Origin of the sequence: Neorhizobium sp. P12A (assembly GCF_008365395.1) — a bacterium.
In the GTDB taxonomy this organism is placed as follows: Bacteria; Pseudomonadota; Alphaproteobacteria; order Rhizobiales; family Rhizobiaceae; genus Rhizobium.
The window spans coordinates 72,347-88,275 of sequence record NZ_QOVX01000020.1 but is presented as its reverse complement, the minus strand read 5'-3'; the positions used below and the strand labels follow the sequence as shown (position 1 = coordinate 88,275).

Annotated in this window: 29 protein-coding genes and 1 pseudogene; 29 read left to right on the top strand and 1 reads right to left on the bottom strand. The window is 58.7% G+C overall.

The genetic code is table 11. The features are described from left to right. The 29 genes and pseudogenes from tuf to DTW90_RS30755 form a co-directional block, all read left to right on the top strand. Positions 1-121: pseudogene (gene tuf, locus DTW90_RS30895) on the top strand (elongation factor Tu); the annotation flags it as partial. A 308-nt stretch (positions 122-429) separates the two neighbouring features. Beyond that, on the top strand, positions 430-738 hold the full coding sequence (rpsJ, locus tag DTW90_RS30890; protein ID WP_003547547.1) for a 30S ribosomal protein S10: 309 nt from the start codon (positions 430-432) through the stop codon (positions 736-738). Positions 739-773: 35 nt separating this feature from the next. After that, positions 774-1,415, top strand: coding sequence for a 50S ribosomal protein L3 (rplC, locus tag DTW90_RS30885; RefSeq protein ID WP_132516679.1), 642 nt, complete (start codon positions 774-776; stop codon positions 1,413-1,415). 13 nt (positions 1,416-1,428) lie between these two features. Continuing rightward, positions 1,429-2,049, top strand: coding sequence for a 50S ribosomal protein L4 (gene rplD, locus DTW90_RS30880; RefSeq protein WP_132516677.1), 621 nt, complete (start codon positions 1,429-1,431; stop codon positions 2,047-2,049). Further along, positions 2,046-2,339 carry a 50S ribosomal protein L23 gene (locus DTW90_RS30875; protein WP_132516675.1) on the top strand — a complete coding sequence of 98 codons (294 nt, stop codon included), beginning with the start codon at positions 2,046-2,048 and terminating at the stop codon, positions 2,337-2,339. Before rplD ends, DTW90_RS30875 begins: the two co-directional genes overlap by 4 nt. 11 nt (positions 2,340-2,350) lie before the next feature. Further along, complete coding sequence (gene rplB / locus DTW90_RS30870) at positions 2,351-3,187, top strand: 50S ribosomal protein L2 (protein WP_149343350.1); 837 nt, start codon at positions 2,351-2,353, stop codon at positions 3,185-3,187. 15 nt (positions 3,188-3,202) lie between these two features. Beyond that, the gene (gene rpsS / locus DTW90_RS30865) at positions 3,203-3,481 is read left to right on the top strand and encodes a 30S ribosomal protein S19 (RefSeq protein ID WP_085423139.1); all 279 of its coding nucleotides are present in this window, start codon (positions 3,203-3,205) and stop codon (positions 3,479-3,481) included. A 2-nt stretch (positions 3,482-3,483) separates the two neighbouring features. Then, the gene (rplV, locus tag DTW90_RS30860; protein ID WP_132516671.1) at positions 3,484-3,873 is read left to right on the top strand and encodes a 50S ribosomal protein L22; all 390 of its coding nucleotides are present in this window, start codon (positions 3,484-3,486) and stop codon (positions 3,871-3,873) included. After that, on the top strand, positions 3,873-4,607 hold the full coding sequence (gene rpsC, locus DTW90_RS30855) for a 30S ribosomal protein S3 (protein WP_132516669.1): 735 nt from the start codon (positions 3,873-3,875) through the stop codon (positions 4,605-4,607). The genes rplV and rpsC overlap by 1 nt, the downstream gene beginning before the upstream one ends. A 38-nt stretch (positions 4,608-4,645) precedes the next feature. Beyond that, positions 4,646-5,059 (top strand): 50S ribosomal protein L16, encoded by a 414-nt coding sequence (gene rplP, locus DTW90_RS30850; protein WP_132516667.1) that lies wholly within the window; start codon positions 4,646-4,648, stop codon positions 5,057-5,059. Between the two features lie 12 nt (positions 5,060-5,071). Beyond that, positions 5,072-5,272 (top strand): 50S ribosomal protein L29, encoded by a 201-nt coding sequence (gene rpmC, locus DTW90_RS30845; RefSeq protein ID WP_132516665.1) that lies wholly within the window; start codon positions 5,072-5,074, stop codon positions 5,270-5,272. A gap of 12 nt (positions 5,273-5,284) precedes the next feature. Then, a complete protein-coding gene (gene rpsQ, locus DTW90_RS30840; protein ID WP_007531674.1) occupies positions 5,285-5,524 on the top strand; it encodes a 30S ribosomal protein S17 in 240 nt (79 codons plus the stop codon). A 265-nt stretch (positions 5,525-5,789) separates the two neighbouring features. Further along, positions 5,790-6,158 carry a 50S ribosomal protein L14 gene (rplN, locus tag DTW90_RS30835; protein WP_018900268.1) on the top strand — a complete coding sequence of 123 codons (369 nt, stop codon included), beginning with the start codon at positions 5,790-5,792 and terminating at the stop codon, positions 6,156-6,158. 12 nt (positions 6,159-6,170) lie between these two features. Continuing rightward, a complete protein-coding gene (gene rplX / locus DTW90_RS30830; protein ID WP_132516663.1) occupies positions 6,171-6,473 on the top strand; it encodes a 50S ribosomal protein L24 in 303 nt (100 codons plus the stop codon). After that, positions 6,473-7,030, top strand: a complete 558-nt coding sequence (gene rplE, locus DTW90_RS30825) for a 50S ribosomal protein L5 (RefSeq protein WP_007787736.1) — start codon at positions 6,473-6,475, stop codon at positions 7,028-7,030. Before rplX ends, rplE begins: the two co-directional genes overlap by 1 nt. A gap of 32 nt (positions 7,031-7,062) precedes the next feature. Further along, positions 7,063-7,368 (top strand): 30S ribosomal protein S14, encoded by a 306-nt coding sequence (gene rpsN / locus DTW90_RS30820; RefSeq protein ID WP_132516661.1) that lies wholly within the window; start codon positions 7,063-7,065, stop codon positions 7,366-7,368. 12 nt (positions 7,369-7,380) lie between these two features. Beyond that, on the top strand, positions 7,381-7,779 hold the full coding sequence (rpsH, locus tag DTW90_RS30815) for a 30S ribosomal protein S8 (protein ID WP_132516659.1): 399 nt from the start codon (positions 7,381-7,383) through the stop codon (positions 7,777-7,779). Positions 7,780-7,821: 42 nt separating this feature from the next. Further along, a complete protein-coding gene (rplF, locus tag DTW90_RS30810) occupies positions 7,822-8,355 on the top strand; it encodes a 50S ribosomal protein L6 (protein ID WP_132516657.1) in 534 nt (177 codons plus the stop codon). 12 nt (positions 8,356-8,367) lie between these two features. Beyond that, positions 8,368-8,730 carry a 50S ribosomal protein L18 gene (gene rplR, locus DTW90_RS30805; RefSeq protein ID WP_132516655.1) on the top strand — a complete coding sequence of 121 codons (363 nt, stop codon included), beginning with the start codon at positions 8,368-8,370 and terminating at the stop codon, positions 8,728-8,730. A 141-nt stretch (positions 8,731-8,871) separates the two neighbouring features. After that, a complete protein-coding gene (gene rpsE, locus DTW90_RS30800; RefSeq protein WP_092715848.1) occupies positions 8,872-9,441 on the top strand; it encodes a 30S ribosomal protein S5 in 570 nt (189 codons plus the stop codon). A 15-nt stretch (positions 9,442-9,456) separates the two neighbouring features. Then, on the top strand, positions 9,457-9,666 hold the full coding sequence (gene rpmD / locus DTW90_RS30795; protein WP_132516653.1) for a 50S ribosomal protein L30: 210 nt from the start codon (positions 9,457-9,459) through the stop codon (positions 9,664-9,666). A 16-nt stretch (positions 9,667-9,682) separates the two neighbouring features. After that, on the top strand, positions 9,683-10,159 hold the full coding sequence (gene rplO / locus DTW90_RS30790; RefSeq protein ID WP_132516651.1) for a 50S ribosomal protein L15: 477 nt from the start codon (positions 9,683-9,685) through the stop codon (positions 10,157-10,159). 224 nt (positions 10,160-10,383) lie between these two features. Further along, positions 10,384-11,724 carry a preprotein translocase subunit SecY gene (gene secY, locus DTW90_RS30785; RefSeq protein ID WP_132516649.1) on the top strand — a complete coding sequence of 447 codons (1,341 nt, stop codon included), beginning with the start codon at positions 10,384-10,386 and terminating at the stop codon, positions 11,722-11,724. Further along, positions 11,721-12,371 carry an adenylate kinase gene (locus DTW90_RS30780; RefSeq protein WP_132516647.1) on the top strand — a complete coding sequence of 217 codons (651 nt, stop codon included), beginning with the start codon at positions 11,721-11,723 and terminating at the stop codon, positions 12,369-12,371. Before secY ends, DTW90_RS30780 begins: the two co-directional genes overlap by 4 nt. Positions 12,372-12,594: 223 nt before the next feature. Continuing rightward, positions 12,595-12,963 (top strand): 30S ribosomal protein S13, encoded by a 369-nt coding sequence (rpsM, locus tag DTW90_RS30775; protein WP_011424992.1) that lies wholly within the window; start codon positions 12,595-12,597, stop codon positions 12,961-12,963. 132 nt (positions 12,964-13,095) lie between these two features. Further along, positions 13,096-13,485, top strand: coding sequence for a 30S ribosomal protein S11 (rpsK, locus tag DTW90_RS30770; RefSeq protein ID WP_003547577.1), 390 nt, complete (start codon positions 13,096-13,098; stop codon positions 13,483-13,485). A 104-nt stretch (positions 13,486-13,589) separates the two neighbouring features. Then, complete coding sequence (locus DTW90_RS30765) at positions 13,590-14,600, top strand: DNA-directed RNA polymerase subunit alpha (protein WP_149343348.1); 1,011 nt, start codon at positions 13,590-13,592, stop codon at positions 14,598-14,600. A gap of 121 nt (positions 14,601-14,721) precedes the next feature. Continuing rightward, the gene (gene rplQ, locus DTW90_RS30760) at positions 14,722-15,144 is read left to right on the top strand and encodes a 50S ribosomal protein L17 (RefSeq protein ID WP_132516643.1); all 423 of its coding nucleotides are present in this window, start codon (positions 14,722-14,724) and stop codon (positions 15,142-15,144) included. A gap of 158 nt (positions 15,145-15,302) precedes the next feature. After that, a complete protein-coding gene (locus DTW90_RS30755; RefSeq protein ID WP_246665118.1) occupies positions 15,303-15,704 on the top strand; it encodes a DUF2809 domain-containing protein in 402 nt (133 codons plus the stop codon). Between the two features lie 25 nt (positions 15,705-15,729). Here DTW90_RS30755 and DTW90_RS30750 read toward each other — a convergent pair whose 3' ends face one another. Then, entirely contained in the window at positions 15,730-15,924 is a 195-nt protein-coding gene (locus tag DTW90_RS30750; RefSeq protein ID WP_149343345.1) for a type II toxin-antitoxin system HicA family toxin, read from the bottom strand. Positions 15,925-15,929: the final 5 nt, after the last annotated feature.

The following is a 15,929-nucleotide window of genomic DNA, read 5'->3' as shown; positions in this document are numbered from 1 at the left end:
CAACGTCACGGTTGACGTCGAGCTGATCGTTCCGATCGCGATGGAAGAAAAGCTTCGCTTCGCTATCCGCGAAGGCGGCCGTACCGTCGGCGCCGGCATCGTGGCAAGCATCGTCGAGTAATTGAAGACGGCCGCTCCAGTCGGGCGGCCGATTCGATGACATTTATATGAAGCGAGCGGCTTTAGCCGCTTGCTTATTACATGGAAATGTTGCAAATGGCGCGCGAGCGCGATTTGCGCGCTGCTTCGGGCGACGGAGCGGCGAATAAAATTAGCTATAAGGTGGGCCGAAAGGCCTAAAGACTGGATAGGGATGTCGTAACCGACGTCCCTCTCGATCTTTGAAACCGGTGGTCCGCCTTAGGAAGAAAGAACAATCCGTGCCTTGTTGAAAGGCGCGAGAGATAACAAACACAAGGATAACGTCGAATGAACGGCCAAAATATCCGCATTCGCCTGAAGGCGTTCGATCACCGAATTCTCGATGCTTCCACGCGCGAGATTGTGTCGACGGCGAAGCGCACCGGCGCAAGCGTCCGGGGCCCCGTTCCGCTTCCGACCCGCATCGAGAAGTTTACGGTTAACCGGTCCCCGCACATCGACAAGAAGAGCCGCGAGCAGTTCGAGATGCGCACGCATAAGCGCCTCCTCGACATCGTAGACCCGACCCCGCAGACGGTAGACGCGCTGATGAAGCTCGATCTCGCCGCCGGTGTCGATGTTGAGATCAAGCTCTGAGCTTCGTCTCGAGCTGAGTGAGAAGGATTGAACCGATGCGTTCAGGTGTGATTGCACAGAAGGTGGGAATGACCCGCGTCTACAACGACGCCGGCGAGCATGTCCCGGTAACAGTTTTGCGCATGGAAGGCTGCCAGGTCGTTGCCACGCGCACTGTAGAAAAGAATGGCTACTCGGCCGTTCAGCTTGGCGCTGGCCAGGCGAAAGTTAAGAACACGTCCAAGGCGATGCGCGGTAACTTTGCTGTTGCCAACGTCGAGCCGAAGGCCAAGCTGGCTGAATTCCGCGTTTCGGAAGACAACCTGCTTGAAGTCGGCACCGAGCTGAAGGCTGATCATTTTGCCGCCGGCCAGTTGGTCGACGTAACCGGCACCACGATCGGTAAGGGCTTTGCCGGCGCTATCAAGCGTCACGGCTTCGGCGGTCTGCGCGCTACGCACGGTGTGTCGGTTTCGCACCGTTCGCATGGTTCGACCGGTTCGCGCCAGGATCCCGGCAAGGTGTTCAAGAACAAGAAGATGGCTGGTCACATGGGCCAGACGCGCGTGACGACGCAGAACCTTGAAGTGGTTTCGACCGACGAAGATCGCGGTCTGATCCTGATCAAGGGTGCTGTGCCCGGCTCCAAGGGTGCCTGGATCATCGTGCGCGACGCCGTCAAGTCGGCCGCGAAGTAAGGGAGCCAAACCAATGGAATTGAACGTCAAGACCCTCGAGGGCAAAGACGCTGGGAAGGTTTCCCTTTCTGATGCGATTTTCGGCCTTGAGCCGCGCGAGGACATCCTCGCTCGCGTAATTCGCTGGCAGCTTGCCAAGAAGCAGCAGGGCACGCACCAGGCCAAGGGCCGTGCGGACGTCTGGCGCACCGGCGCCAAGATGTACAAGCAGAAGGGTACGGGCCGCGCTCGTCACCATTCCGCTCGTGCTCCGCAGTTCCGCGGCGGTGGTAAGGCTCATGGCCCCGTTGCCCGCAGCCACGAACATGATCTGCCGAAGAAGGTTCGCGCCCTCGGCCTGCGTCATGCTCTGTCGGCCAAGCTGAAGGCTGAAGACGTTATCGTCATTGACGATCTCGTTGCTGCCGAAGCCAAGACGAAGGTTCTCGCCGGTGCTTTCGAAGCCCTCGGCCTGACCAACGCGCTCTTCATCGGCGGCGCCGAGCTGGACAACAACTTCAAGCTCGCAGCCCAGAACATCCCGAACATCGATGTTCTGCCGATCCAGGGCATCAACGTTTACGACATCGTGCGCCGCGGCAAGCTCGTGCTTTCCAAGGCTGCCGTTGAAGCTCTAGAGGAGCGTTTCAAGTGACCGATCTTCGCCATTACGATGTGATCGTTTCTCCTGCGATCACCGAAAAGTCGACGCTGGTATCCGAATACAACCAGGTTGTCTTCAACGTTGCCAAGACCGCGACGAAGCCGGAAATCAAGGCTGCTGTCGAGGCGCTGTTCGGCGTCAAGGTCACCGCCGTCAACACTCTGCTTCGCAAGGGCAAGACCCGCCGTTTCCGCGGTTTTGCCGGCAAGCAGAAGGACGTGAAGAAGGCTATCGTGACGCTGGCTGAAGGCCAGACGATCGATGTCTCCACCGGTCTCTGAGGAATAAGAAAATGGCATTGAAAACATTCAATCCGACGACCCCGAGCCAGCGTCAGCTGGTCATCGTCGACCGCTCGCACCTTCACAAGGGCAAGCCGGTCAAGGCTTTGACGGAAGGTCTGACCAAGAGCGGCGGTCGTAACAACCTCGGTCGCATCACGGCTCGCTTCATCGGCGGCGGTCACAAGCGCACTTACCGCATCATCGACTTCAAGCGTCGCAAGTTTGATGTCGAAGGCACGGTAGCTCGCCTCGAATACGACCCGAACCGTACTGCCTACATCGCGCTCATCGACTATGCCGATGGCGATCAGGCCTACATCCTGGCTCCGCAGCGTCTCGCTGTCGGCGACAAGGTCATCGCTTCCGAAAAGGCTGTCGACGTGAAGCCCGGCAACGCAATGCCGCTTCAGTACATCCCGGTCGGCTCGATCGTCCACAACGTCGAAATGAAGCCGGGCAAGGGTGGTCAGCTGGGTCGTTCCGCTGGCACCTACGTTCAGCTCGTTGGTCGCGACCAGGGCATGGCGATCCTTCGCCTCAGCTCCGGCGAACAGCGTCTGGTTCCCGGTTCCTGCCTCGCATCGATCGGTGCGGTCTCGAACCCGGACCACGGCAACATCAACGATGGCAAGGCCGGTCGTACCGTATGGCGCGGCAAGCGTCCGCATAACCGCGGTGTCGTCATGAACCCGGTCGACCACCCGCACGGCGGTGGTGAAGGCCGCACGTCCGGTGGTCGCCATCCGGTGACCCCGTGGGGCAAGCCGACCAAGGGCAAGCGCACGCGTTCGAACAAGTCGACCGACAAGTTCATCATGCGTTCGCGCCATCAGCGCAAGAAGTAAGAGAGGTAGTCACACATGGCTCGTTCAGTATGGAAAGGTCCGTTTGTTGACGGCTATCTTCTCAAGAAGGCTGAGAAGGTGCGCGAAGGCGGACGTGCAGAAGTAATCAAGATGTGGAGCCGTCGCTCCACCATCCTGCCGCAGTTCGTAGGTCTCACCTTCGGTGTCTACAACGGCAGCAAGCATATTCCGGTCAGCGTCAACGAAGACATGGTCGGTCACAAGTTCGGTGAGTTCGCCCCGACCCGCACCTATTATGGTCACGGCGCGGACAAGAAGGCGAAGAGGAAGTAATCATGGGCAAGGCAAAAACAGAACGCCGGCTCAAGGACAACGAAGCGCAGGCAGTCGCCCGCACTCTCCGCGTCAGCCCGCAGAAGCTTAACCTGGTTGCCGCCTCCATCCGTGGCAAGAAGGTTGAAAAGGCACTCGCTGAGCTGGAATTCTCCCGCAAGCGCATCGCAGGCGCCGTCAAGAAGACGCTCGAATCTGCGATCGCTAACGCCGAGAACAACCACGATCTCGACGTCGACTCGCTGGTCGTCGCTGAGGCCTATGTCGGCAAGTCGATCGTCATGAAGCGCTTCCACGCTCGTGGTCGCGGCCGTGCATCGCGTGTCGAAAAGCCTTTCGCGCACCTGACGATCGTCGTTCGTGAAGTGCAGGCACAAGAGGAGGCCGCATAATGGGTCAGAAAATCAATCCGATCGGTTTTCGTCTTGGCATCAACCGCACTTGGGATAGCCGCTGGTTTGCGGACAATGCCGAGTATGGTCAGCTTCTTCACGAAGACCTCAAGATGCGTAAGTTCGTCATGAGCGAACTGAAGCAGGCCGGCATCTCCAAGGTCGTCATCGAGCGTCCGCACAAGAAGTGCCGCGTCACGATCCACTCGGCTCGCCCGGGTCTGATCATCGGCAAGAAGGGTGCAGACATCGACAAGCTCCGCAAGAAGCTGTCGGACATGACGAACTCCGAAACGCACCTCAACATCGTTGAAGTGCGCAAGCCGGAAATCGACGCGACCCTGGTCGCTCAGTCGATCGCCCAGCAGCTCGAGCGCCGCGTGGCTTTCCGCCGCGCCATGAAGCGCGCCGTTCAGTCCGCTATGCGTCTTGGCGCCGAAGGCATCAAGATCACCTGCGCGGGCCGTCTCGGTGGTGCTGAAATCGCTCGTACGGAATGGTACCGTGAAGGTCGCGTTCCGCTGCACACCCTTCGTGCCGACATCGACTACGGTACGGCTGAAGCCGAAACCGCATTCGGTATCTGCGGCATCAAGGTTTGGATCTTCAAGGGCGAAATCCTTGAGCACGATCCGATGGCTTCCGAACGTCGCGCGCTGGAAGGCGATGCGCAGGGTCCGGCAAGCCGTGACCGCGACCGTGGCGATCGTCGCCGCGAACGCGACAACGCGTAATTAGCGCTGGCGAAAGATAAGCTCGGAGAAGTAAGAAAATGTTGCAGCCAAAGCGTACTAAGTACCGCAAGCAATTCAAGGGCCGCATCAAGGGCGTTGCCAAGGGTGGTTCTGACCTCGCATTCGGTGAATTCGGCCTCAAGGCTCAGGAACCGAACCGCGTAAACGCACGTGAGATCGAAGCGGCCCGCCGCGCGATCACGCGTTACATGAAGCGCGCCGGCCGTGTTTGGATCCGCGTGTTCCCTGATGTTCCGGTCACCAAGAAGCCTACCGAAGTCCGCATGGGTAAAGGTAAGGGCGGTGTTGAATACTGGGCATGCAAGGTCAAGCCCGGCCGCATGATGTTCGAGATCGATGGTGTTTCCGAGGAAATTGCGCGTGAAGCGCTTCGCCTCGGCTCTGCCAAGCTCTCGGTCAAGACGCGCTTCGTTCAGCGCATTGCAGAGTAAGGAGAAGGCACGATGAAAGCCGAAGAAGTTCGCGGCCTCACGGCCGACCAGCTCAAGGACAAGCTCGCCGACCTGAAGAAGGAGCAGTTCAACCTGCGCTTCCAGAAGGCAACCGGTCAGCTGGAAAAGTCCTCGCGCATCAACGAAGTCCGCAAGGACATCGCCCGCATCAAGACCATTGCCCGCCAGAAGGCGGCCGAAGCAAAGGCGTAAAGGAAGAAGAACATGCCGAAGCGCATTTTGCAGGGCGTCGTTGTTGGCGACAAGAATGAAAAGACCGTCGTAGTCCGCGTTGAGCGTCGTTTCGCTCACCCGCTGCTTCAGAAGACCGTTCGTCGTTCGAAGAAGTACAAGGCTCACGACGAGAACAACCAGTACAAGATCGGCGATGTCGTTTCCATCGAGGAATGCGCACCGATCTCCAAGGACAAGCGCTGGACGGTCGTTTCCGCCCAGGCCAAGTAAGAAGAATTTTACGCGAGGCCTTGCGTCTCGCGGAAATTTCTGTATGAAGCAGCGTCAGAACGCTCGAATGCCGGGCGTTCTTTTGCTTTGAGCGCACGGAAGGTCCCGTTTGGGAAACCACCCTGGCACGATCGATCCCGCGCTATTCAAGCTATTGCCGTATCTGTACCTGCCTTCGGGCGGCACGGTGGGCAGACAATTTTCATAAGCCGGGGAAGGGGGCTTTCGGCCCAACCATTCCGGTAAACCAAGAAGGCGACCTGATATGATTCAGATGCAAACAAACCTCGACGTGGCGGATAATTCCGGCGCACGTCGTGTCATGTGCATCAAGGTGCTGGGCGGCTCGAAGCGCAAGTATGCCTCGATCGGCGACGTTATCGTCGTTTCGATCAAGGAAGCGATCCCGCGCGGCCGCGTGAAGAAGGGTGACGTGATGAAGGCGGTTGTCGTTCGCACCGCCAAGGAAATCCGCCGCGTTGACGGCAGCATCATCCGCTTCGACACCAATGCTGCAGTCCTCATCGACAACAAGAAAGAGCCGATCGGCACCCGTATCTTCGGACCGGTTCCGCGCGAACTTCGCGCCAAGAACCACATGAAGATCATCTCGCTGGCTCCAGAAGTACTGTAAGGAGCGAGAGAGATGCAGAAGATTCGTAAGGGCGACAAGGTCGTCATGCTTGCTGGCAAGGACAAGGGCCGTACCGGCGAAGTTCTCCAGGTGCTGCCGAAGGAAGACCGTGCGGTCGTCCGCGGCATCAACGTCGTGAAGCGCCACCAGCGCCAGACGCAGACCCAGGAAGCCGGCATCATCAACAAGGAAGCCTCGGTTCACCTGTCCAACGTTTCGATCATCGACAAGGACGGCAAGCCGACCCGCGTCGGTTTCAAGGTTGTTGACGGCAAGAAGGTCCGTGTGGCCAAGCGTTCCGGTGAGGTGATCTGATGGCTGAGGCAAAGTACGAGCCGCGGCTCAAGAAGGAATATGTCGAGCGCATCCGTGCGGCGATGCAGGAGAAGTTCTCCTACGCCAACGAGATGATGATCCCGAAGCTCGACAAGATCGTTATCAACATGGGTGTTGGCGAAGCAACGGCTGATTCGAAGAAGCCGACTGTTGCTGCTGCCGACCTGGCTGCCATTGCTGGCCAGAAGCCGGTCATCACCCGTGCACGCAACTCTATCGCTGGCTTCAAGGTCCGCGAACAGATGCCGATCGGCGCGAAGGTCACCCTGCGCGGCGCCCGCATGTACGAGTTCCTGGATCGCCTGGTCAACATCGCGCTTCCGCGCGTTCGCGACTTCCGCGGCCTGAACCCGAAGAGCTTTGACGGCCGTGGCAACTTCGCCATGGGCATCAAGGAGCACATTGTGTTCCCTGAAATCAACTACGACAAGGTTGATCAGATGTGGGGCATGGACATCATCGTTTGCACGACGGCAACGAAGGACGACGAAGCACGGGCTCTGCTGACAGAGTTCAACTTCCCGTTCCGTCAGTAGCCGTAACGACGAGCGTAGAAAAGGAACCTGACATGGCGAAGACAAGCGCAGTTGAAAAGAACAAGCGCCGCCGTAATACGGTCGCAAACCAGGCTGGCAAGCGTGCTGCCCTGAAGGCGATCATCATGAACCAGTCGCTGTCGATCGAAGAGCGCTTCAAGGCTACCCTGAAGCTCGCATCGCTGCCGCGCGATGGATCCAAGACCCGCATTCGCAACCGTTGCGAAGTCTCCGGTCGTCCGCGCGCCTATTACCGCAAGCTGCGCATGTCGCGTATCGCGCTGCGCGAACTGGGCAATCTCGGCAAGGTGCCGGGCATCGTCAAGTCGAGCTGGTAAGGAGACGGTTACATGACAATGACTGATCCGTTGGGCGATATGCTCACCCGTATCCGTAACGGTGCTTCGCGCCGCAAGTCGTCGGTTTCGACGCCTGCGTCCAAGCTCCGTGCAAGAGTTCTCGATGTCCTGCAGGCTGAAGGCTACATCCGTGGTTATTCGCTTGTCGATTTCGGCAATGGCAAGTCCGAGCTGAACATCGAACTCAAGTACTATGAAGGCGCATCGGTGATCCGTGAGATCGGCCGTGTGTCCAAGCCGGGCCGCCGAGTTTATGTCTCGGTCAAGTCCATTCCGCAGGTCGCGAACGGCCTCGGCATCACCATCCTTTCGACCCCGAAGGGCGTGATGGCCGATCACCAAGCTCGCGAACAGAACGTTGGTGGCGAGGTTCTCTGCTCGGTCTTCTAAGACCGGGCAGGGATCTCCATAGCGAACAGACAGGATAATAAAATGTCTCGTATCGGTAAGAAGCCCGTTCAGGTACCTGCTGGGATCACGGCTACGGTCGATGGCCAGAAGGTTACCGCTAAGGGCCCGAAGGGCGAGCTCGTTTTCGTTGCTAATGACGAAATCGGCCTCAAGCTTGAAAACAACGCAATCGTTGTAACGCCGCTCAACAACTCCAAGGACGCTCGTTCGAAGTGGGGCATGTCCCGCACGATGGTCGAGAACATCCTGAAGGGTGTGAAGGACGGTTACGAACGCAAGCTCGAAATCAACGGCGTCGGTTACCGCGCTGCCATGCAGGGCAAGAACCTGCAGCTGGCGCTCGGCTTCAGCCACGACGTTGTTTATGAGCCGCCAGTTGGCATTACCATTGCTGTGCCGAAGCCGACGGAAATCGTCGTCACCGGCATCAACAAGCAGCAGGTTGGCCAGGTTGCCGCTGAAATCCGCGAATATCGCGGCCCCGAGCCCTACAAGGGCAAGGGTGTGAAGTATGCCGGCGAGCGGATCGTTCGCAAAGAAGGCAAGAAGAAGTAAGGATCACGCGAAATGGCTAGCAGGAAAGAAGCACTTGCGAAGCGCGCCAACCGCGTGCGTCGTCACCTCAAGTCGGTGGCCAATGGCCGTCCGCGCCTGTCGGTTCATCGCTCGTCGAAGAACATCTACGCCCAGGTCATCGATGATGTGGCCGGCAAGACCCTCGCGTCTGCCTCCACTCTCGACAAGGATCTGCGCGGTTCTCTGAAGACCGGTGCTGACGTCTCCGCCGCTGCTGCGGTTGGCAAGCTCGTTGCTGAGCGCGCCTCCAAGGCTGGCGTTACGGACGTCGTATTCGACCGCGGCGCCTTCATCTATCACGGCCGCATCAAGGCTCTCGCCGATGCAGCTCGTGAAGGTGGCCTGACCTTCTGATTGATTTCCGGCCGGGTATTTCGATACCCGGCCGGTTTTCGGGCTTTGAGCCCATCACCGGATCTCATCGGGCACTAGCGGCGTCGATGCGGTCCAAATTTGTTTGCCGTTCGCACCCGGAAAAGAAAAAGGAAAAGGACAATGGCACAGGAAAAGAGAGCTCCGCGGGAAGACCGCCAGAGCCGTGAAGAGCGCGACAGCGAATTTGTCGATAAGCTCGTAGCAATCAATCGCGTCGCCAAGGTCGTCAAGGGCGGCCGTCGTTTCGGCTTCGCAGCACTCGTCGTCGTCGGCGACCAGAAGGGCCGCGTTGGCTTCGGTCATGGCAAGGCACGCGAAGTGCCGGAAGCTATCCGCAAGGCTACCGAAAGCGCAAAGCGCGACTTGATCTTCGTACCGCTGCGTGACGGCCGTACGCTGCATCACGACGTCCATGGCCGTCATGGCGCCGGCAAGGTTCTGCTGCGCTCGGCCAAGGTCGGTACCGGTATCATCGCCGGCGGTCCGATGCGCGCCGTTTTCGAAACGCTCGGCGTTCATGACGTTGTCGCCAAGTCGACCGGTTCGTCGAACCCCTACAACATGGTTCGCGCAACCTTCGACGCTCTGAAGCACCAGGTTCACCCGAAGGACATCGCAGCTCAGCGCGGCATCAAGTATGCTACGCTCCAGGCTCGTCGTGCCGCCTCCGGCAACGCCTCGGAAGAATAAGGGGAGTATTGACCTATGGCCAAGACGACCAACAAGACCGAAGCCAAGACCGTTACGGTCGAGCAGATCGGTAGCCCCATTCGCCGTCCGAACGTACAGCGTCAGACGCTGATCGGCCTCGGGCTCAACAAGATGCACCGTCGCCGCACGCTGGAAGATACCCCTTCCGTTCGTGGCATGATCCGTGCTGTCCAGCATCTCGTTCGCGTCGTCGACGAGAAGTAAGCCGGAGGTATTCGCTATGAAATTGAATGAGATCAAGGACAACGAAGGCTCGACCCACAGCCGCAAGCGTCTGGGTCGTGGTATCGGCTCCGGCTCCGGCAAGACCGCCGGCCGCGGTGTGAAGGGTCAGAAGGCCCGTTCCGGCGTTGCCATCAACGGCTTCGAAGGCGGTCAGATGCCGATCTATCGTCGCCTGCCGAAGCGCGGCTTCAACAACATCTTCGCTGCTGACTACGTCGTCGTGTCGCTGGAGCGCATCCAGGCCGCCGTTGACGCGGGCAAGCTCGATGCCAAGGCAACCGTTGATGCGGCTGCTCTGAAGGCTGCCGGCGTTATCCGCCGCGTCAAGGACGGCGTTCGCGTTCTGTCCGACGGCGAGCTGAAGGCAAAGCTGACCCTCGAAGTCGCTGGCGCTTCCAAGCCGGCTGTCGAAAAGATCGAGAAGGCTGGCGGTTCCGTCAAGCTTCTTGCTGCAGCTCCTGCTGCAGAATAATCTTGCTTATGTCGCCCGGGGTGCTTCACACCGGGCGATTTTGCTCCCATATGTGAGCCTCACGAATCCGAATAGTCGTACCTGCGTCAATTCGGATGATTACGGGAACCGAGGGTGAGGCATAAGATTGCACCGCGATCTGTCCAAAACCCGGCTTTTGAACAATTTACATACTGATTCCGGACCCGGCCGATTTAGCCGGAATTGGTAGTGCGGAGATATGCATGGCATCTGCAGCGGAACAATTGGCATCCAATCTCAATTTTTCAACCTTTGCCAAGGCAGAGGATTTGAAGAAACGCCTGTGGTTCACGCTGGGCGCCTTGCTGGTCTACCGCTTGGGAACGCATATTCCGCTTCCAGGCCTTAATCCTGCAGCCTATGCTCAGGCCTTCCAGGGCCAGGCCGGCGGCATTCTCGGCCTTTTCAACATGTTTTCGGGCGGCGCCGTCCAGCGCATGGCGATCTTTGCCCTCGGCATCATGCCCTATATTTCCGCTTCGATCATCGTGCAGCTCATGACGTCAGTCGTGCCGGCGCTCGAGAACCTGAAGAAAGAAGGCGAGCAAGGCCGCAAGATCATCAACCAGTACACCCGCTACGGCACGGTGTTGCTCGGCACATTGCAGGCCTATGGCATTGCGATAGGGCTTGAGAGCGGTAACGGGCTCGTGGTCAATCCCGGCATCTTCTTCATCGCGACGACGGTCGTTTCGCTGCTCGGTGGCACGATGTTCCTGATGTGGCTCGGCGAGCAGATCACGTCGCGTGGTATCGGCAACGGCATCTCGCTGATCATTTTTGCAGGTATTGCAGCCGGTCTCCCGACCGCACTTGCCGGCACTCTCGAGCTCGGCCGCACCGGCGCGCTTTCCACCGGCCTTATCCTGACGGTGCTCGTGGTCGCGATCCTGGTTATCGGACTGATCGTCTTCGTTGAGCGCGCCCAGCGTCGCCTGCTCATCCAGTATCCGAAGCGTCAGGTCGGCAACCGCATGTTCCAGGGCGATACCTCGCACCTGCCGCTGAAGCTGAACACCTCGGGTGTTATCCCGGCAATCTTCGCATCGTCGCTGCTGCTTCTGCCGGCGACTGTTGCTGGCTTTGCCAACACGACCGGCCTGCCGTCCTGGGTCACCTCGATCGTCGCAGCGCTTGGCCACGGCCAGCCGCTGTACATGGTCCTCTATGCGGCCATGATCGCGTTCTTCGCTTTCTTCTATACGGCTATCGTCTTCAATCCGAAGGACACCGCAGACAATCTGAAGAAGCATGGCGGCTTCATTCCTGGCATTCGTCCGGGCGAACGCACCGCGGAATATATCGACTACGTGCTGACCCGAATCACGGTCATCGGAGCGATCTATCTCGTCATCGTTTGCATTCTGCCGGAAATCCTGGTGTCGCAAACGGGCATCCCGCTGTCCCTTGGCGGTACTTCGCTTTTGATCGTGGTTAGCGTAACGCTGGATACGGTGGCGCAGATTCAGGGGCACCTGATCGCACAGCAGTACGAAGGCCTGATCAAGAAATCGAAGTTGCGGGGAGGTAAGAGGGGGCGATGAGATTAATACTTTTGGGGCCGCCGGGAGCAGGTAAGGGGACCCAGGCCCAGCGTATCGTGGAAAAGCACGGAATTCCGCAGCTCTCCACAGGCGATATGCTGCGAGCTGCAGTTGCTGCCGGTACCGAAGTGGGCAAGCGCGCCAAGGCCGTCATGGACGCCGGCAACCTTGTTTCCGATGAGATTGTCAATGCGATCGTATCCGAGCGTCTCGACGCGCCGGATTGTGCCAATGGCTTCATTCTCGACGGCTACCCGCGCACGCTGGTTCAGGCCGATGCGACCGAGGTGATGCTGAAGGCGAAGGGCATAGAGCTTTCAGCCGTCATCGAGATCGAAGTCGACGACAAGATCCTCGCGGATCGCGTTTCCGGCCGGTACACCTGCGCCAATTGCGGCGCCGGCTATCACGACACCAACGTGAAGCCGCATGTGGAAGGCGTCTGCGATCGTTGCGGTTCGACTCACTTCAAGCGTCGTCCGGATGATAACCGCGAGACTGTGGTGACCCGCCTGGCGGCCTACTACAGGGAAACCTCGCCACTGATCGGCTACTACCACGCAAAGGGTAAGCTGAAAGTGGTCGACGGCATGGCCGACATCGATCACGTCACCGCCGAGATCGATGCTATTCTTTCGAAGCTTTAAGGCTTTGAAAATAAACTTGGCGGGGCCGGTTGCTTTTTTGCACTGATTCCGCTAAACACCGCGCCAACTCGCGACATTCCGATGCGATCGGCGCGGATTTCCCAAGGGAATTCCGGGTTCGGTCGTATTGACATGTACGGACCTAAATTTGAACGGGCGGTTCTAGTGGCCGCATAACGAAGCCCACTTGCCGGATGGCAACTGGAACGCAAGGAGAATAGACGTGGCACGTATCGCTGGCGTCAACATCCCGACGGCAAAGCGCGTTGTTATTGCGCTGACCTACATTCACGGGATCGGACCTAAGTTTGCACAGGAAATCGTCGAAAAGGTCGGCATTCCGGCTGAGCGTCGCGTTCATCAGCTGACCGACGCTGAGGTTCTGCAGATCCGCGAAACCATCGACCGTGATTATCAGGTCGAAGGCGATCTTCGTCGCGAAACCGCGATGAACATCAAGCGCCTGATGGACCTCGGCTGCTACCGCGGCCTGCGTCATCGCCGCGGCCTGCCGGTTCGCGGTCAGCGTACGCATACCAATGCTCGTACCCGCAAGGGCCCGGCAAAGGCTATCGCTGGTAAGAAGAAGTAATCTCCGGGAAACCGGGTGAGGGAGGCTGGTGGTTCCACCGGCCTCTTTTGAGTTTGGAGCAGCGTCGCAAGGGCGCCGTTCCGGTGGAGCCGCTGGCATTACGGCGGTGCAGAGATCCAAGAAAGGAATACCATGGCCAAGGAAGCCGTACGCGTTCGTCGTCGCGAACGTAAGAATATCTCGTCGGGTGTCGCTCACGTCAACTCGACCTTCAACAACACGATGATCACCATCACCGACGCCCAGGGCAATGCTATCGCCTGGTCGTCCGCTGGTGCCAAGGGCTTCAAGGGCTCGCGCAAGTCCACGCCGTTTGCTGCGCAGATCGCCGCTGAGGATTGCGCCAAGAAGGCCCAGGAACATGGCATGAAGTCGCTGGAAGTCGAAGTTTGCGGTCCGGGTTCGGGTCGTGAATCCGCTCTGCGCGCGCTCCAGGCTGCCGGTTTCATGATCACGTCCATCCGCGACGTGACCCCGATCCCGCACAACGGTTGCCGCCCGCGCAAGAAGCGCCGCGTCTGATCATCGCCAATTAACGGCATCGTCGAAAGCCTTTGGGTTTTCACGGTGCCTTCTCTAGCTCGGTTGCCACGATTGGATGGTGGCAACGAACGGAAGGCAAGAACATGATCCAGAAAAACTGGCTGGAACTGATCAAGCCGAACAAGGTCGACTTCACGTCGAGCGGCCGCACGAAGGTTACCCTCGTTGCTGAACCGCTGGAGCGTGGCTTCGGCCTGACGCTCGGCAACGCGCTTCGCCGCGTTCTCTTGTCGTCGCTGCGCGGCGCAGCCGTGACGGCTGTGCAGATCGACGGCGTGCTGCATGAGTTCTCCTCGATTCCGGGCGTTCGCGAGGACGTGACCGACATCGTGCTCAACATCAAGGAAATCGCCATCAAGATGGATGGCGACGACGCAAAGCGCATGGTCGTGCGTAAGCAGGGCCCGGGCGTTGTCACGGCTGGCGATATTCAGACGGTCGGCGATATCGAAATCCTCAACCCCGAGCATGTCATTTGCACGCTCGACGAGGGCGCCGAAATCCGTATGGAATTCACCGTCAACAACGGCAAGGGCTATGTTCCGGCCGAGCGCAATCGTGCGGAAGACGCTCCGATCGGTCTTATCCCGGTCGACAGCCTGTATTCGCCGGTCAAGAAGGTGTCCTACAAGGTGGAAAACACCCGCGAAGGACAGGTTCTCGACTACGACAAGCTGAACATGACCATCGAAACCGATGGCTCGATCTCCGGTGAAGACGCAGTCGCTTTCGCGGCTCGCATCCTCCAGGATCAGCTTGGCGTGTTCGTCAACTTCGACGAGCCGCAGAAGGAAACCGAGGAAGAGGCAGTCACCGAACTTGCCTTCAACCCGGCGCTCCTCAAGAAAGTGGACGAACTGGAACTGTCTGTTCGCTCGGCAAACTGCCTGAAGAACGACAACATCGTCTACATCGGCGACCTCATTCAGAAGACCGAAGCAGAAATGCTCCGCACCCCGAACTTTGGTCGCAAGTCGCTGAACGAAATCAAGGAAGTTCTCGCTTCCATGGGCCTGCACCTCGGCATGGAAGTGCCGGCATGGCCGCCCGAGAACATCGAAGATCTCGCCAAGCGTTACGAAGACCAGTACTAACAAACAAAAAAGGCAGGCTCTTCGGCTGCCTTTCCCAGTCAAACAGCAGGCAAGTCGCCTGCATGTGCCAGGAAACGGCAGGCCCGGTAGATCAGGGGCACTGCATTAAAGGAGAATAGCCATGCGCCACGGTAAAGCCGGCCGCAAGCTGAATAGAACTGCAAGCCACCGCAAGGCGATGTTCGCCAACATGGCGGCTTCGCTCATCACGCATGAGCAGATCGTGACGACCCTGCCGAAGGCAAAGGAAATCCGTCCGATCGTCGAGAAGTTGGTAACGCTCGGCAAGCGCGGCGACCTGCACGCTCGCCGTCAGGCGATCTCGCAGATCCGTGACGTTGCTGTCGTCACCAAGCTGTTCGACGCGATCGCTACCCGCTACGCCACCCGCAACGGCGGCTACCTGCGCATCATGAAGGCCGGCTTCCGCCAGGGCGACAACGCCGCTCTCGCCGTCGTCGAATTCGTTGACCGCGACACCGACGCCAAGGGCGCAGCCGACAAGGCTCGCGTTGCTGCTGAAGAAGAAGCCGCAGCAGCTTAATCAGCGCTGAAGCGAAATTATTGAAAAGGCCGGACGAGCGATCGTCCGGCCTTTTTGCTATGCCGGTTGGACGTTATCGAATAGCGATGTCGCGTCGATGTCACGATGCCAATCGGATGAGGAGGGAGGGGAGCGAAATGCGACACATGAAGAGGCCTATGGCACTCGGCCTTGCCCTCGTCGCAGTGATCGCCTGCGGCCTTTCGCTTAGAATCTTTGGGTATTCCCTGCATCTGCCATTCGTGGTGGTGAAATATGGCGGATCCGCGCTGTGGGCGGCGATGGTCTATGTGCTCATAGCTTTGCTGTTCGCTGATCGACGGCCTGTTCATATCGCGGCTGTTGCAATTGTCGTGGCAGTCGGCGTGGAGTTTCTCCGACTTTTCCATACGCCCTGGCTGGATGAATTCCGTTTGACACTAGCCGGTGCGCTGCTTTTGGGGCGAATATTCTCGCTATGGAATATTGCGGCCTATATTGTAGGCGTTGCCACTGCGTTCGCGCTCGACATGGTTTTTGGCACCAGGGACCGGAGTGCCTCGGTTCGTGCATCTGACTAATTAGGCCGGCGTCAGCGACGGTGTCTTAGAAGGCCTTTGGAAGACCGGCTTGTTTGAGCGTCTCGTTGGCCGTGTGCCGGGATTTGACGCCGTGATCGACGGTAAAATAGCGCTGAGTGATGGGACTATACCAGATTTCGTGATCGCCTTTGCCGGGCCGATGGAAATAGCATCCAGCCTGCTCCAGTCGTTCTTTCAATTCCCGCAGGTAACCGGCCATGGCCG